This window comes from Enterococcus avium, assembly GCF_002891025.1.
GTDB lineage: Bacteria > Bacillota > Bacilli > Lactobacillales > Enterococcaceae > Enterococcus_A > Enterococcus_A avium.
This window is the reverse complement of sequence record NZ_NBSL01000003.1, coordinates 628,322-643,231: the sequence shown is the minus strand read 5'-3', so window position 1 is coordinate 643,231 and position 14,910 is coordinate 628,322. Positions and strand designations below refer to the sequence as shown.

Here is a 14,910-nt window from a genome sequence, read left to right as displayed (position 1 = left end):
AAGTGGCTTAGCTCTCTCATGTTACAATTTCGTAGCTGGTATCATAATTTCGGTGACAAATTTATTTGTATCTTGGGTAGACCAATAATCTATGACATAGCGCTCATAACAATTTGGTCCAATCTCATAGTTATGTTCTTTCGCCCATTTTTCCAATAACGGATACTTATCAGCACTGTCTTTTTGATCCCCAAAATGATACATGCAAACAAACATTTGTCCGCCAAATGCTTGCCTCGGTAATAGAAACTTACTGTTTCGTACAGGCTTTTGAGTGACCGTTGCGTGCTTAATCATTCCTTGAGCTTTTGCTTTATAATCCGCAAAACCCAAGATGACAGGTCCGGTAATCTCACTTTCTGTAGTTTCCAATAAGTTTGTCCATTCAATATTGATGATGGATTTTTTGTAATCGTATTCAAAACCCTGTTCTAAAAAATAATACTGATCGCGATCGATGTACTTCAGGCTGATACTGGTGATGTTATTTTCTATCGCCATTGTGCCTTCATTTAAAAGCCCTACCCAATCAGAAACCGATTCATGACAATTCTGAATTCGCTCCTCTTCCTTTTTTAGCTCATCAAGCTTACTAAGAAAGTTCCTTTGGTGGTAGAAATAATCCGTTGTATTCGAAACTTTTGTCATTTCCTGTAAACGAAACCCTATTTGCTTGTAATACTTCAAAACTGGAATCAGCATAACTGTATCTTCGCTGTAATAGCGATAACCATTTTTAGGACTTACATGGTCAGGAACAAGCAATCCTAGCTCTTCATAAAAGCGTAATGTCTTTCTAGAAACATGACAAATCTCAGCCGCTTCACCAATACTATGCAGTTTCTTCGTATCTATTCTCGTCACCATCATTCCACCTCCCGATAATTCTCCAAAAATTATGAGGTGTTCTGTTATAGTTGTCAAGGTAATTTCTGACCTGGTATCTAACGAGATAACCACAAATTGTGAAAAAAAGTGTTAATATCAATGGAATTTGCCTTAAACTTTTTTATTTATTTCTTATAATAATTTTGAATAAAATTAGCCATTCAGCAAGATTCAACCAGCTTGTTTTGTTATTTTTTAGCAAAGAAGGATTTCTCTTCACTTTCAGATGTTATCTAAAAAAAATCTGTTATTTTATTTTCCCATCATTGATATTCTATCTTGGTTTTAATCCTCCAAAGTCAAAAATTACTGCATCTAATACTAAATATAATCTAGAATTTTTATCAAATTAGCGTACGCTATATTTGCAAATAATAATCTACGAGATACCCTCACTTTTCTGTTTATCTCCGACCAACATCCCGAATAAGCGAAAGCTTTTTCGTGTTATACTATTTAAAGTAAGCAAACCTATCTTCCCATTTTTCGCTTAAACAGCTTGGCAAACATTTTGGGGGGAAAATGAACTCTTATAAAGGTAAACTATTATTTCTTTTATCGTTATTTTTCATTTATTTTATCATCTGTTTTTCAGTGAGAGAATTGAATGATGTAATGCAAAAAAACAACATATCCGATCAGCAGATTACTGATAATCAAGCTTTTTTGAATACCTTCTCTGGCGAATGGAAAACGGCAGACGCGGCCAATAAACTAACGTTCAGTGAGCATAAGCAAATTATCACGATTTCATTTCCTACTGAGAACAGAAAGGTTAACGTAAGTGTTTCAAGTCAACAACCTGCGAGAAAACGTTGACTTCTGTCACCCATGAATAGTGAAGAAACACAATATAGTGTGATCTTACTTTCTGACGATGAACTCAGCTTTCAAATGTCAACAACTAAACCCAATGCTGAAGGTACATCAAAGCCTGAACATTTTTATCGCATAAAATAACTTAAAAAGGAAAACCGAAAGATCATGGCTAACAATATTAATAACCATGACTTTCGGATTTCTTTGTTTTTTTATTTGTAAGCAAAGTCACACATGAACGATAAGGTTTGTTTTTCTAAAATTTATCCATCGGAAAAAACAATTCCCGATTGTCTTCTCATTTCAGTCAGCGTCTCATGGATAGCCAAGCTCACATCAAAGGGAACTTTTGTTGATTCGATTTCATTCTTCTTGATTTGATTGATCATTTCAGCAATTTCGTATGAGAAATTCTCTTTTGGTGCAATACCTAGTTCTGTGCGTTTGCCGGTTTTTCTTTCAATGAAACTGATTCTTTGCGGCTGACTTGGCTGATCAATCAATAGCTGACCCAGTTCTCCGCAAATTTCACAAGTGTTGACTGTATCACTGGCTTTCGAATAGTTAAGAGTCACATTAAAATCATCGTAGCTTAGAATACTGGAGCCTGCAACATCTGCACCTGTATCCAGTAATGAAGCTGTACTGAGAATTTTATTGGGCTTGCCGAATAGTCCCACACAATCAGCGACGACATATACGCCTAAATCCATCGTGGCCCCATTCGCTAACTCATTTCTGAATGTTGTAGGGTTTTCACCGCTTAAATATGCATCGTATCTAGAGGAATACTTAGAAAAATTCAAGTTTACTTGGCGAATCCTTCCGACTAGGTTCAGATTGTCACGCAAAATTTGAAAATTAGGATTGTATAATGGGATTAATCCTTCTTGTAAATAGGTGTGATTTTTTTTCGCACAATCAATCAGCTCTTTTACTTGTTCATGGTTGGCAGCTAAAGGTTTTTCACAAAAAGTTGGAATACCTTTTTCTAAAAAATAAGTCGTGATCGGGTGATGCAAACTGTTAGGGACAGCGATATAGACTGCCTCGATCAACTGAGATTCAGACATCTCCTGATAAGAAATAAAAGCATGGGGAATTCCATATTTTTCGCCAAAACCTTTCGCTTTTTCTAACGAGGTTCCGCACACCGCGACAACTTCACATTCCGCTACTTGAGCAGCACCCGCCATAAAAAAGTCTGTCACAAAGTTCGTTCCAATTACACCAAATTTCACGCTAAATCCTCCTTTTTATTCCAATCAATAATAACCCCTGTGTACTCATTTTTCTTATTCATCAATCCGTCATATGCCTCCATCAGATTTTCTTCAGTCGGAGCAATCACATGGCTAATAAAACGATCAACATCAATGATTTTTTTGTTTAATAGGGATTCAATATATTTTAAGCTTCTGTGGATAGAGAGTCTCGAGCCTTCTTTTTCTTGATAAGGGTACCTGCGATTAAATGCTCCGATCACCGTTAACATTTTGGTATGAATCGCGTTAAAGGAATTTGTAACATTCGTTGTATAGTCGGTTCGCGGAGAGCCCATCAAGATTACTTGTCCATATTTGCCTGCAATTTTAATAGCTGTCTCAATACTCTCTGATAAACCGGTCGCATCAACAACAATATCCACACCCTTCCTCTCAGTAATCTCCATGACTGACTCATATTGATCATTTGGCGCACAATTAATTACATGGTTAACTCCAATAGATTTTGCCAATTCTGCACGATCGGTAATAGGTTCCAAAGCAATCACCTCAACACCCATTTGCTGATAATAAGTCGATAGAATCAAGCCTAAAGTTCCCATACCCAAAATCGCAACAGTATCTCCCAACTTGACATCTGCTGGTAAAATCCCGTTCATTGCGATCCAACACATCATCAGAAAAGAGCCTTCGATTGAGCTAGTTTCCTCTCGTAACTTGAAAAGAACTCCTCCATCACTTTTACTTGAATCATAGAACTGCAAACTACTATGCGGTCCATTAAAAAGGACTCTGTCACCTACATTAAAGCCTGCTAAATCGTCTCCAATCGCCAGAATTTTCCCAACTGAGCAATATCCTGGACGAACTGGATAAACTGCTCCCTTCTTCAGTCCAAAAACTCGTGACAATTCTGTTCCCGCACTAATCAACGAAACTTCACTTTCGATTAGGCATTCCTTCGCTGAAACAGCCTTCGGATCGACGGTTTCTTCAATTAAACATACATCCTCCACTCCGTTAATCACAACATTCTTAGTTAAAATGATACTCACCCTTTCAAAGTTGACATGTTGATATACCATATAAAAAGCGTAACACGTTGTTAGAAGACAGTCAATCTGCTATGATAAGCTTAACAATGATATATCAACTTAATAAGTTGACTTATATCTAATACTAAAACGGATGTAGGTGGTTAGATGGAAAAGACACAACCCTTTAAATATGCCCTGATCAAAAATGACATTGTACAAGCGATCAAGACAAAACAACTGAATACTGATGATAAGATTTTATCTGAGGCTAAATTGTGCAAAAAATACAATGTCAGCCGAATCACTGTAACTAGAGCGATCAATGAATTAGTCGCTGAAGATTATCTCTATCGTATCCAAGGTAAAGGGACCTTCGTCAAAGGAAAACAGCTATCTGAAGGTGTAGCTCAACTTTCAAGCTTTACAAAAAGAATGAAGGAAAAAAAGCTCAAGTTAGAAACTAGGGTACTAGAAACTGCAAGTGTTACTATGCCAGTGAAGATGGCGAATTTTTTCAATCTGCCTTCAGATAAAAATGTGATTCTGTTGAAGCGGTTGCGAATCGTTGATGGCGAATTATTGTGTCTGAGTATCGCCTATTTAATGCCTGAAATTTTTTATTGGACGACGCTTGAGGATATGGAACACGAATCCCTCTATGATCTATTAGAAAACAAATACGATTTCAAATTAGGTAATGCTACTCAAGAGTTTGAGGTTGGTTATTTGAATGAAAAGAATGCCAAGTTTCTAGAAATATCCAGCCAAGATCCATGTCTTAAGCTGTCATTATACAGCACATTAAGTGACGGACGTCCCGCCCAATTTGAAGAAACCTATTACGTCGGAAGTAAGTATGCCTATCAACTTCTATTACCAGCACCCCATTCATTTAATAACGTTATCAACATTGAGGAACTTTAAGTAAGAAAAAAGTGAACGCTCGTAGACTATCAAAGCGATAGGAATACAAGCGTTCACCTTTTCTCTGTTATGAAGATTTTAAAATAGTTTTGCAATCAGATAATCAAACAATATCTGGATAATCTGCCAGAAATGGTTTTCATGTTCAGTTAATTACTAATCTTCTTTACTGCGGCAATAATCAACATAACCAAAGGCGAAGGCTTCGATCAATAGGAAAAAGGAAGAAGCGGTTTGAAGCCACCAATCGGTGGGGTTCGGGCTACGGCTGCTAGAAGCATATAGCGAATAATCTGCTCTGCCAGACAAAAGATTATTTTGCATATTTGTGATGGAAACGATCGTAGAATGATAGGTGGAAAGGACATTCAGTACATTAAAAAGGTGCTGGTTTTCTCCAGATAGTGATAGGACGAAAATCAGGTCGTTTTCGGTAATGTTTTCCATGATTCGTTTGAACTCATTGGATTGTGAAGAGGCAGGAATCATTTGGGCCGGCTTGCCAATCAACAGCAAGAGTCGTTGTAGCTCAGCTGCTTGGTTTTGTTGCGTGACTCCTGTTCCCAGCAAGTAGACATTACGACTATTCTCCAAAGCCTGATAGATTTTTTCCCAGTTATTCTCTTCAAGATATCGGATTGTTCGTTGGGCATCTGAAAAAATTCTTCTTTTAAAGGCAGCATCTTTTCCAATATCATTTGGATTGTTTTGCCATTTCAAAAAATTACGCAGCTCGCTAAATCCAGTAAAGCCCAGCTTTTGGGTAAAGCGAATCACGGAGGATTTTGATGAATGACAAACCTTCGCAAAATCATTGGTTCCCATCGTTGTGACTTCCTTGGGATGCGCATGGATGTATTTAACCATTTGGATATCCACTTCATTAAGTGTTTCGTAATATTGATTGACAATATCAGAAAAAAGCATCGCTAGCCCTCCTTGTCTTTTATTTTACCTTACAAAAACTACTCAAGAGATTCAAGCTAGAAAAAAGCATTAATGATCATCTCACTAATGCTTTATTACTGAAATTATTTTAATTCAGGCCACCAATCCCCATTGGCCTCGATCATTTCATCCAGAATCTGTTTCGCAACAGAAGCGGAAGGAACGGTTTTTGAAAGTGTCATCGCCTGCCATAATTTTTGATATGATTTTTCCTCAAAGGCATCCACCACTAATTTTTCGACGGCTACCTGTTGTTCGATCATTCCTTTTTGGAAATGCGGGATTTTTCCCATACATAATGGTTCATAGCCGCGCTTGCTGACAATACATGGTACTTCGACCATTGCATCATCGTCTAAGTTAGCGATCGCCCCTTCATTTTTGACGATTAGAAGCATTCGTTCATAGGTGTTGTAGGCCAACGCTCCCGCTAATTGTACGATAAATTCCGCATGTTCTCCCGCTTCGATCGTGGTGTCCTCGGCGGTTTGAGCCGCTGCGATACGTTCACATTCTGCAAAAATATTTTTTTCCCGATTGTCCATTACTTCATTGGCTCGAGTATAATTTGGGTCGGCATGAGCCACGACATAGTCAGGATATAGATAATACTTCAAATAGGTATTCGGAACCGTGTTTGGATCGACGGCATAAACATCCTTTACCTTTTGGAAAGTATCCATCCAGCTAGTTTCTTCTAATAAAGGATTTCCTTCATCCTCAGCTGCTCCGTAGCCAAATTTTGCCACGTGCTCTTTTAATTTCGGCATTAGATCATTGCCCTGCTTATCGGTCATTTCGGTCCACCAGCCAAAATGATTCAATCCATAATAACGATCGACGATTTCACTTTCACTGTCTAGACCAACAATATCTGCGATTGATTTTTTGATCGCCACTGGCATATCACAAATGTTAATAATCTTCGCGTTTGGACGCATTCTTCGCGTTGCTTCGGCTACGATTGCCGCTGGATTTGAATAATTCAGCATCCAAGCCTCAGGCGAATATTTTTCCATATAATCAATCAATTCAACCACTCCAGGAATCGAGCGCATACCATACGCCATTCCACCTGGTCCGCAGGTTTCTTGTCCAAGAACCCCATACTTTAAAGGGATTTTTTCATCCTGCTCACGCATCTTCAAACCGCCGACTCGAATATGGGCCATCACAAAATCAATATCGGTAAAAGCTTCTTCGGGATCTGTTGTCGCTAAAAATTCAATTTCTGGCGCGCGCTCCTTAACGATCACTTCACAGGCTTTCGCAACAATATTTTGACGCTCCTCATCGTTATCGTAAAATTTTAACTTGCGTAAAGGAAATTTATCCTGATTTTCAATAAGCATCATAACGATTCCGGCGGTATATGTACTTCCTCCGCCTGCAATAACAACTGACTGTTTTTCCAACTTCATCTTTCTCTTCCTTTCAAACTAAAAACTTTTAATTTTTATCCTTCGCTCATCCCTAATTTTTCGCAAATATCATCCTTGAAGCTTTGAACACCCATTCCTATGATGACTTGGACATTCGTTCCATTTAAAACAACCCCTTTTTGCTGAGATATTTTTTCCAATTGAGCCGAATCTACTAGCTCTTCGTCTTTCACGGTCACTCGCAATCTAGTGAAGCAATTAGAAATACTTTCAATATTTTCTTTTCCACCCAATCCAGCAACAACTAAATCAAAATCGTTCGCGCTAGCAGTGACAAGCTGTTCTCCAGTTGCTGCATCTGCTACAACTATTTCTTCTGGATCGTCTTCTCTACCAGGTGTTTTAATGTTTAATTTATTGATCAAAAGCACAAAAATGAAATACCAAATGACTGACATGACAATTCCGACAATGATCACCAAATAGAATTTCGTGACAGAAGGACTGAAGACTGAGTTAGAAACGAATGTATCAATTAATCCATACAGCATGTACGTTCTAGCCCCAATCCCCCAAAGAATTGTCTCTGAAATAGCGGTCAATAAGCTATGAACTAGCCATAGCAATGGAGAAGCAAATAGGAAAGAGAAGTCCAAAGGCTCGGTAATCCCAGCAACCGCGGCAACAAACATCGAAGGTAAAATCATTCCCTTTACTTCTTCCTTACGCTGCTTTTTCGCGCAATGAATCAGTGCCAATGAAACAGCAATCGAACCGAATATTTTAACAAAGCCAAAGGTTGCAAAACGTAAAGATGGATCTAAGCTAGTAATAGATCCGACATTTGCCATTTCCGCATAGAATATATTGGCCGCACCATTGTAAACCTGTCCCCCAATTTCAGCGGTTCCACCTAACGCAGTGAAGCAAAACGGCATCCACAGCAGATGATGCAAGCCAGTCGGAATCAAGAAACGATTGCCGAACGCATAAATGAAGACTCCTAATAGCCCAGTGGTCAAAATAAATCCAGATAATGACGAAATCCAATTATTCACTACTGGCCAAATATAACTCATACCGATCGCAGTTATTAAAATGACCGGAATCAAAATCATGAAGGAAAAACGCGAACCACCATAAATACTTAAAAAATCCACAAACTCCTTATCAGAAAAACGATTATGGATAAAAGCAACAAGACAGCCGACTAGCATCCCTAAAAAGACATTCATGTCTACTACTTGAAAACCTAAAACCACCGCTTGTCCTGTTCCGAACAGCCCCATTTCACCAGCTTCAGCTAATTGATCAGTCAATGTCAGCCAAGCATTATTGGCAGCCAAAAAGAATAAAAATGCGATTAATGAAATAAGAGCGGCCTCGACCTTTTTCTTTTTCGCTAAGGATGCTGTAATTCCCACACAGAAGATCAGTGCCAAATTATTTAACATGCTGTCCATCATCGTTTTGATCAATCCGCCAAAAGTCTGGACGACGCTCGGCATGAATTCTAATTGTAAAATAACAGAAACCGCCAAGAACAAACCCATTACCGCCATAAACTTAACTGGAACAATCACTGCTCGAGAAAAGTCCTGCATTGTCTGAGAAAATTTACTTTTCATCATTTCTCTCCATTCATTTTATTGAGTATACGTATCTCTTGACCTTAGACTAACAATTTTTGAAACCCGTTACAATATTTCCTTGATTCTTTGGACCTAAGTCCACAAGTAGGAACCATGAAAAAAAATATTTTTTTAATAACACTTTTCTGAACAATTTAATAATTATTGTTTGTGACTCCCCTCCCCAGCTTTTAACAACTTAGAACCTACAATAGTCACACAAAAAAAGCACGCACCCTCTTTCATAAGAGAGCATACGTGCTTTAAAACTATTTTTTTAATGAATACATTAATCGTCAAAATCGTACAATACAGTCGATAAATAGCGTTCTCCATTATCTGGTACGATGGCTAAAACTTTTTTGTCTGCTCCTAACTCTTTAGCCACCTGAAGAGCAGAATGGATAGCCGCTCCTGCCGAAATCCCAACCAAAATCCCTTCTTTTGCGGCTACCTCTCTAGCGCTTTCCAATGCTTTTTCGCTGGAAACGGAAAGAACCTGATCATAGATTTCTGTATCTAATATCTCCGGCACAAACCCTGCTCCAATTCCTTGAATTTTATGAGGAGAATGGGCGCCACCTTTTAAGACTGAGGATTCCTCTGGCTCAACTGCATAAACCTTCAATGACGGGAATGTCCGCTTTAATTCTTGCCCTGCACCAGTAATTGTTCCCCCCGTTCCAACTCCAGAAACAAAGGCATCCAGACCGCTATCAGCAAAAGCTTCTTGGATTTCCCTAGCAGTCGTTTCACGATGAGCCGCTGAATTTGCTGCATTATTGAATTGTAATGGTAAAAAATACCCGTCCTGACTAGCTAATTCTTGCGCTTTAGCGATAGCACCTTTCATTCCTTCAGCTCCGGGAGTCAAAATCAATGTCGCACCGTAGGCTTGAATTAGCTTTCGACGCTCAATGCTCATCGTATCAGGCATTACAATTATAACGGGATAGCCTTTTGCTGCCCCAACCATTGCTAACCCAACGCCTGTATTTCCGCTAGTTGGTTCAATAATCGTATCCCCCGGCTTCAAATCCCCAGCTTTTTCTGCTGCTACAATCATATTCAATGCAATGCGATCCTTCACGCTGCCGCCCGGATTAAAAAACTCAAGCTTCAGATAGACCTCTGCGCTGTTTTCGGGTACAAGTTGATTTAATTTTACAATGGGCGTCTCACCGATCGTGTCCAAAATTGATTGGTAAATTTTTGTCATGTTGATTTCCTCCTATCAGTTTTTGTTTACTTCTGATTAATTTAAAACAACTATACCTGTTATTCGCCGCTTTTAGCCAATTGACATTTTTTATGGATGACGATTGGTTTTAGTTATAGTGACTTGATTTATCTTTTTACTGGCATAGGTTCCTTTTAAATTACTTACATAAGTGCGCTATAAAAATTCATCCATCCTCTCATCTTTATGAAAATTTCTTCATTATAAAATAATTGACCTGCGCGTAAAAGCCGTCTACTCTAAAAGAAAAAGGTATTCGTTCAATCTTCCTATTAACGAAAATTTGTTCCATTAGATAAGGAGAAAAGCATGAAAAAACCAGTAATTTTGATTGTTGAAGACGAAGAAAGTTTGGTCAGCTTTATCGCTGAAGAATTAAAATATGAAAACTATGAGGTACTAATTGCCGTAGATGGTCAAGAAGCGTTGACTCTTTTCGATGCCAATGAAGAAAGGGTCAATTTGCTGCTGCTGGATTGGATGCTGCCAAAAGTAGATGGATTGACTGTTGCACGAAAAATTCGTCGTCGTAGTCAAGTCCCTATCCTAATGATGACTGCCAGAGATCAAGTAGTGGACAAAGTGTCAGGCTTAGATGCTGGCGTAGATGATTATCTCACCAAGCCCTTTGATATCGAAGAATTGTTGGCCCGCATTCGTGTGATTCTTCGACGAGAGGAGCGGATACAGTCCTTACAAAATGAGCCAATCATCAACCAATATCAGGACTTGACCATGGATGTGGTGAAAAGAACTGTAACACGGGATGGCCAGACTATTATGCTTACACAGAAGGAGTTTGACCTTCTTTATGAACTAATGAAAAAGCCGGAGGAGGTTTTTACTAGAGATGAGTTATTAAATGAGGTCTGGGGCTATGATTATATTGGTCAAACCAATACAGTCGACGTTTTTGTTCGAGCGCTGCGTAACAAATTAGATGACGACCAACACCCTCGCTTGATCCAAACAATCCGAGGCGTTGGTTATGTCTTGAGGGCTGATGATGAAAAATAGAAAAGAACAAGGAAAAACACTGCAGTATCAACTGATTACTCGTTTTAGTATGATCATGCTGGGATTAGTCTTACTAGTCAATCTTCTAATCCTCAGTGTCACTGCACTGCAGTTGTATGAATCCAGTAAGAAAGAAACCGAAGCCATTAAGGATGCGCTGTCTCAAGTAGAGACACAGACCAATCAGGAATGGAAAAATACCCTGCAGCTTTATATCGCCGCAGATGATCCTAGGTATTTTATCCGTGTTTCGCTAGAAAAAGGCAGCACAGTATATTCCAGCGATGCCTATCAACTTTATGACAGCTTTCAACAGCTGAGACAGCTCCCCTTTTTATCAGATGTTCTATGGGATGAGGATACGCCCTATTTGTTTCAACAATTTTATGTAAAAAATACCAGCGTGGCAGTACTCACCAGTATGGAAGATAATTTTGAAATTCTAGCGACTCTCTTTCTGTGGTCTTTAGAAATATCCATGCTGATCATACTGCTAGGAATCTTTTTCGTCGCTAGATTTGCAAAAAAAATCAGTGCTCCGCTAGTAAAGATGAATCAAGAGGTCTTGAATTTGTCTAAGCATCCGCAAACAAACGAACGATTATCAATACCACTTTCACCCAAAGAAGCAGATAATCTTGCAAGCTCCTTCAACCGGCTGCTGCACCAGCAGGAACAGCTGATGCAGCGAGAGCGACAATTTATCTCAGATGCTTCCCATGAATTGAAGACACCATTGGCTGCAATTCGAGGTCACGTCAATCTTATCAAGCGGCGCGGGAAAGAGCACCCTGAAGTTTTAGAAAAATCGTTACCCTTTATTGATAAGGAATCTCAACGAATGGAATTATTAGCCAATCAACTGCTAATTCTTGACCGCGAGAGACAGCAAGGAGAAGTGCAGCAGCTATTTCTAGCAGCACTCATCCGTACTACGCTTGAAGAATACACGACACTGATGCCCCAGAAATTGAAATTAGATTTAGATGAAACAGCCAGCATAATCGGCAATTCTGAACAATTTTATCAAATTATTCGTAATTTAGTTGAAAATGCCATTAAGTATACACCAAATGAAGGAGAAATTACTATCTCTCTCACTGCAGCTGAAAAAGAAATCACTTTAAAAATTGCCAATACAGGAGAACGTATCCCTGATAGCGAAAAAGAAAAGGTTTTTGAACGCTTTTATCGCATCGATCGCTCCCGCTCTAGTAAAATTCCTGGAACTGGGATTGGTCTGGCAATCGTGAAGCAATTGACGGAGCTTTATCATGGGAGCATCATAGTCACTGATCATCAACCAAGTGGCGCGTGCTTTACTTTGAAGTTTCCTAACTAAAATGAAGATTTCTTCATGAAGATTTCATCCCATCTTGAATTTTCAGTACCCTCAGCCAGTTATACTTTAAGTATAGAAAAGATATAAAAAGATGAATTGCGAAAGGAAGAAAACAAATGAAAACAAAAGGATTACTTTTACTAATTACTGGTTCTGCTCTATTACTACTTGCTGGCTGTGGAGACAATTCTGCTCAGCTTAAAAATGGTACTCAACAGGAGGCGAGCAGTCAGAGCGTTGCCCAAGAAAGTCAATCAACACAAACGAACAGCTCCACTGCTTCTAGCTCAACAAAAAACACTGATTCAGCAACAAAGCAGATGTCTCTAGATGAGATTATCGCTCTTTACCAGAAAAATAAGCCAAATACAGATATCACCGGCATTGAAATTGAGTCACGAATGAATAAGTATGTCTATGAGGTAAAAGGAATGGATGACAGTAAGGAATACAAACTTTTCTTCACAGAAACTGGCGAGCTTCAACATCAAGAAGAAGAAATGCTAGATGAGGATGAACGGAATGGAAACGAACGAAACAATGAAAAGCTTGATCTCAAAAACCTATTGCCATTAGATCAAATCAACAGCATCGCCAAAAAGGAAGTCAACGGCGACATCACAGAATGGTCATTGGAACGAGAATTATCAAAAACCTACTGGGATGTAAAAATTGTTAATAATGGTCAACAATCTGATGTCTCAATTGATGCTCAGTCAGGAAATGTATTGGAAGTAGAAATGGACGATTAAAAACACAAAGCTGGTCTCAACTATTTGATATTGTTGGGATCAGCTTTTTAACTATAGGGAAAGGATAAAATTTTTGCATGAATAAATTGCTTTACAGCGTCCGGCTTTACTAATTAGATTTGATCTAAGTGATTTGCACTTATCTCTTTTGCGATATTTTTATTTTTTTATAAACAAAAAGTACGACAGGATTATTTAAAATCAAACCCACCACACTGCTGATTCCCTATTTCGAGAATCAAAAAGTAGCACGTTGTTTCCACTTTAAGTTTTTCTCTTTACTCATCATACTCTGCATGCCATTTTTCGATTGCTTCTTTTCGTTCCTTGAAGCGTTTTTCATTTCCCTGTGTCGTTGGTAAATAATAGTGATGCCCTTCCAATGAGGGCGGCATCGTCTTCATCGAAGTTAATTTAGCTTCAGTAGAATGGGCATATTGGTAATTCTCACCATAATGCAGTTCTTTCATCAGCTTAGTAGGCGCATTGCGAATAACTAAAGGAACAGGTTCGTTCATGGTTTCGTAGACATCCTTTTTTGCCCTTTGATAGGCTGCATCCACCGCATTTGACTTGGGCGCCAAGGATAAATAGATCACCGCTTGCGTTAAGTGGACATTGCACTCGGGCAAACCGATGAACTGGCAGGATTGAAAGACTGTATTCGCTAATTCTAATGCTCGAATATCTGCTAAACCAATGTCTTCACTAGCAAATCGAACCAGTCTTCTGGCGATGAACAATGGATCTTCACCTGATTCTACCATCCGAGCCAGCCAATAGATCGCTGCATCAACATCACTATTGCGCATTGATTTGTGCAAAGCCGAAATTGTATTGTAGTGCTCTTCGCCTTTTTTATCATAAAGAAATGATTTTCGCTCAATTAAATCTAGCAGCTTGTCTTCCTTCAATGTGACCGTATCCGCTTTTTTCTCTCCGTTTAGAACAGCCATTTCCAGTGTATTCAGCGCTACTCTAGCATCACCATTGGCGTATTTCGCGATGGAATCAAGTACCTGATCGTCCAGTTCAATTTTTAGTTTTGGAAAACCCTTTGGACTATCGATTGCCTGCTTCAACAGTTGTAAAATATCTTCACTTTCCAATTGATTTAAAACAAATACCTTACTACGCGACAGCAATGCCGAATTAATCTCAAAGGATGGATTCTCTGTAGTGGCGCCAATCAGAATGATACTGCCATTTTCAACGTAAGGTAAGAAAGCATCCTGCTGCGCCTTGTTAAAGCGATGGATTTCATCCACAAAGACGATCGTTTTCGTACCAAAAGTCCGATTATGCTCCGCATCCTTCATGACCGTTTTTATTTCTTTGATTCCGCTAGTGACCGCACTGAAATTGATAAATTCAGATTTTGTTTGATTTGCGATGATACGGGCCAATGTTGTCTTGCCAACTCCGGGAGGTCCCCAAAAAATCATTGATGAGACGCGATCATTTTCAATGATTTCCCGCAACAGCTTCCCTTTACCTAGCAAATGTGTTTGTCCCACAAACTCGTCTAGCGTTTCAGGACGAACGCGTGTCGCTAATGGTTCACTCTCTTCTCTGGACTTTTCAAAAATTGATCCTTGTCTCATTCAATCCCCTCCTAAAAACGAACGTTTGTTCTATTTTAACACTTTTGAGCTTTTTTTACAAAATTGTCTACTTACTTTGAACGACAAAAAACCGTACAAA

Annotated in this window: 13 protein-coding genes; 5 read left to right on the top strand and 8 right to left on the bottom strand. The window is 38.9% G+C overall.

The window, feature by feature from the left end; genetic code table 11:
• Positions 1-21 precede the first annotated feature (21 nt).
• The gene (locus AUF14_RS18715) at positions 22-867 is read right to left on the bottom strand and encodes a MerR family transcriptional regulator (protein WP_102866469.1); all 846 of its coding nucleotides are present in this window, start codon (positions 865-867) and stop codon (positions 22-24) included.
• Between the two features lie 624 nt (positions 868-1,491).
• Between AUF14_RS18715 and AUF14_RS22950 the strand changes: the two genes are divergently transcribed.
• Positions 1,492-1,707: a hypothetical protein gene (locus AUF14_RS22950; RefSeq protein WP_227656394.1), complete on the top strand. Its 216-nt coding sequence runs from the start codon at positions 1,492-1,494 to the stop codon at positions 1,705-1,707.
• Positions 1,708-1,970: 263 nt separating this feature from the next.
• On the opposite strand, the gene AUF14_RS18705 is transcribed toward AUF14_RS22950, so the two are convergent.
• Entirely contained in the window at positions 1,971-2,948 is a 978-nt protein-coding gene (locus tag AUF14_RS18705) for a Gfo/Idh/MocA family protein (protein WP_227656393.1), read from the bottom strand.
• Positions 2,945-3,988 carry a zinc-dependent alcohol dehydrogenase gene (locus AUF14_RS18700; RefSeq protein WP_227656392.1) on the bottom strand — a complete coding sequence of 348 codons (1,044 nt, stop codon included), beginning with the start codon at positions 3,986-3,988 and terminating at the stop codon, positions 2,945-2,947. Before AUF14_RS18700 ends, AUF14_RS18705 begins: the two co-directional genes overlap by 4 nt.
• A 147-nt stretch (positions 3,989-4,135) precedes the next feature.
• On the opposite strand from AUF14_RS18700, the gene AUF14_RS18695 reads away from it, so the two are divergent.
• Entirely contained in the window at positions 4,136-4,894 is a 759-nt protein-coding gene (locus tag AUF14_RS18695; RefSeq protein WP_102866467.1) for a GntR family transcriptional regulator, read from the top strand.
• Between the two features lie 156 nt (positions 4,895-5,050).
• On the opposite strand, the gene AUF14_RS18690 is transcribed toward AUF14_RS18695, so the two are convergent.
• The 4 genes from AUF14_RS18690 to cysK form a co-directional block, all read right to left on the bottom strand.
• Positions 5,051-5,821, bottom strand: coding sequence for a MurR/RpiR family transcriptional regulator (locus AUF14_RS18690; protein WP_102866466.1), 771 nt, complete (start codon positions 5,819-5,821; stop codon positions 5,051-5,053).
• 104 nt (positions 5,822-5,925) lie between these two features.
• A complete protein-coding gene (locus tag AUF14_RS18685; RefSeq protein ID WP_102866465.1) occupies positions 5,926-7,263 on the bottom strand; it encodes a 6-phospho-alpha-glucosidase in 1,338 nt (445 codons plus the stop codon).
• Positions 7,264-7,298: 35 nt separating this feature from the next.
• Complete coding sequence (locus AUF14_RS18680; protein ID WP_102866464.1) at positions 7,299-8,852, bottom strand: PTS transporter subunit EIIC; 1,554 nt, start codon at positions 8,850-8,852, stop codon at positions 7,299-7,301.
• 292 nt (positions 8,853-9,144) lie between these two features.
• Positions 9,145-10,074 carry a cysteine synthase A gene (gene cysK / locus AUF14_RS18675; protein ID WP_048719562.1) on the bottom strand — a complete coding sequence of 310 codons (930 nt, stop codon included), beginning with the start codon at positions 10,072-10,074 and terminating at the stop codon, positions 9,145-9,147.
• 330 nt (positions 10,075-10,404) lie between these two features.
• On the opposite strand from cysK, the gene AUF14_RS18670 reads away from it, so the two are divergent.
• The 3 genes from AUF14_RS18670 (at position 10,405) to AUF14_RS18660 (ending at position 13,206) form a co-directional block, all read left to right on the top strand.
• Positions 10,405-11,112, top strand: coding sequence for a response regulator transcription factor (locus tag AUF14_RS18670; RefSeq protein WP_102866463.1), 708 nt, complete (start codon positions 10,405-10,407; stop codon positions 11,110-11,112).
• On the top strand, positions 11,102-12,454 hold the full coding sequence (locus AUF14_RS18665) for a sensor histidine kinase (RefSeq protein WP_048719564.1): 1,353 nt from the start codon (positions 11,102-11,104) through the stop codon (positions 12,452-12,454). Before AUF14_RS18670 ends, AUF14_RS18665 begins: the two co-directional genes overlap by 11 nt.
• Before the next feature lie 116 nt (positions 12,455-12,570).
• Complete coding sequence (locus AUF14_RS18660; protein ID WP_102866462.1) at positions 12,571-13,206, top strand: PepSY domain-containing protein; 636 nt, start codon at positions 12,571-12,573, stop codon at positions 13,204-13,206.
• 278 nt (positions 13,207-13,484) lie between these two features.
• Here AUF14_RS18660 and AUF14_RS18655 read toward each other — a convergent pair whose 3' ends face one another.
• Positions 13,485-14,810: a replication-associated recombination protein A gene (locus tag AUF14_RS18655; protein WP_102866461.1), complete on the bottom strand. Its 1,326-nt coding sequence runs from the start codon at positions 14,808-14,810 to the stop codon at positions 13,485-13,487.
• Positions 14,811-14,910: the final 100 nt, after the last annotated feature.

Excerpts from the sequence above, each read along its gene's own strand:
- AUF14_RS18665 (WP_048719564.1), top strand. The coding sequence starts at position 11,102 with ATGAAAAATAGAAAAGAACAAGGAAAAACACTGCAGTATCAACTGATT.
- AUF14_RS18660 (WP_102866462.1), top strand. The coding sequence starts at position 12,571 with ATGAAAACAAAAGGATTACTTTTACTAATTACTGGTTCTGCTCTATTA.
- AUF14_RS18670 (WP_102866463.1), top strand. The coding sequence starts at position 10,405 with ATGAAAAAACCAGTAATTTTGATTGTTGAAGACGAAGAAAGTTTGGTC.
- AUF14_RS18680 (WP_102866464.1), bottom strand. The coding sequence starts at position 8,852 with ATGAAAAGTAAATTTTCTCAGACAATGCAGGACTTTTCTCGAGCAGTG.
- AUF14_RS18685 (WP_102866465.1), bottom strand. The coding sequence starts at position 7,263 with ATGAAGTTGGAAAAACAGTCAGTTGTTATTGCAGGCGGAGGAAGTACA.
- AUF14_RS18715 (WP_102866469.1), bottom strand. The coding sequence starts at position 867 with ATGGTGACGAGAATAGATACGAAGAAACTGCATAGTATTGGTGAAGCG.
- AUF14_RS18695 (WP_102866467.1), top strand. The coding sequence starts at position 4,136 with ATGGAAAAGACACAACCCTTTAAATATGCCCTGATCAAAAATGACATT.
- AUF14_RS18690 (WP_102866466.1), bottom strand. The coding sequence starts at position 5,821 with ATGCTTTTTTCTGATATTGTCAATCAATATTACGAAACACTTAATGAA.
- cysK (WP_048719562.1), bottom strand. The coding sequence starts at position 10,074 with ATGACAAAAATTTACCAATCAATTTTGGACACGATCGGTGAGACGCCC.
- AUF14_RS18655 (WP_102866461.1), bottom strand. The coding sequence starts at position 14,810 with ATGAGACAAGGATCAATTTTTGAAAAGTCCAGAGAAGAGAGTGAACCA.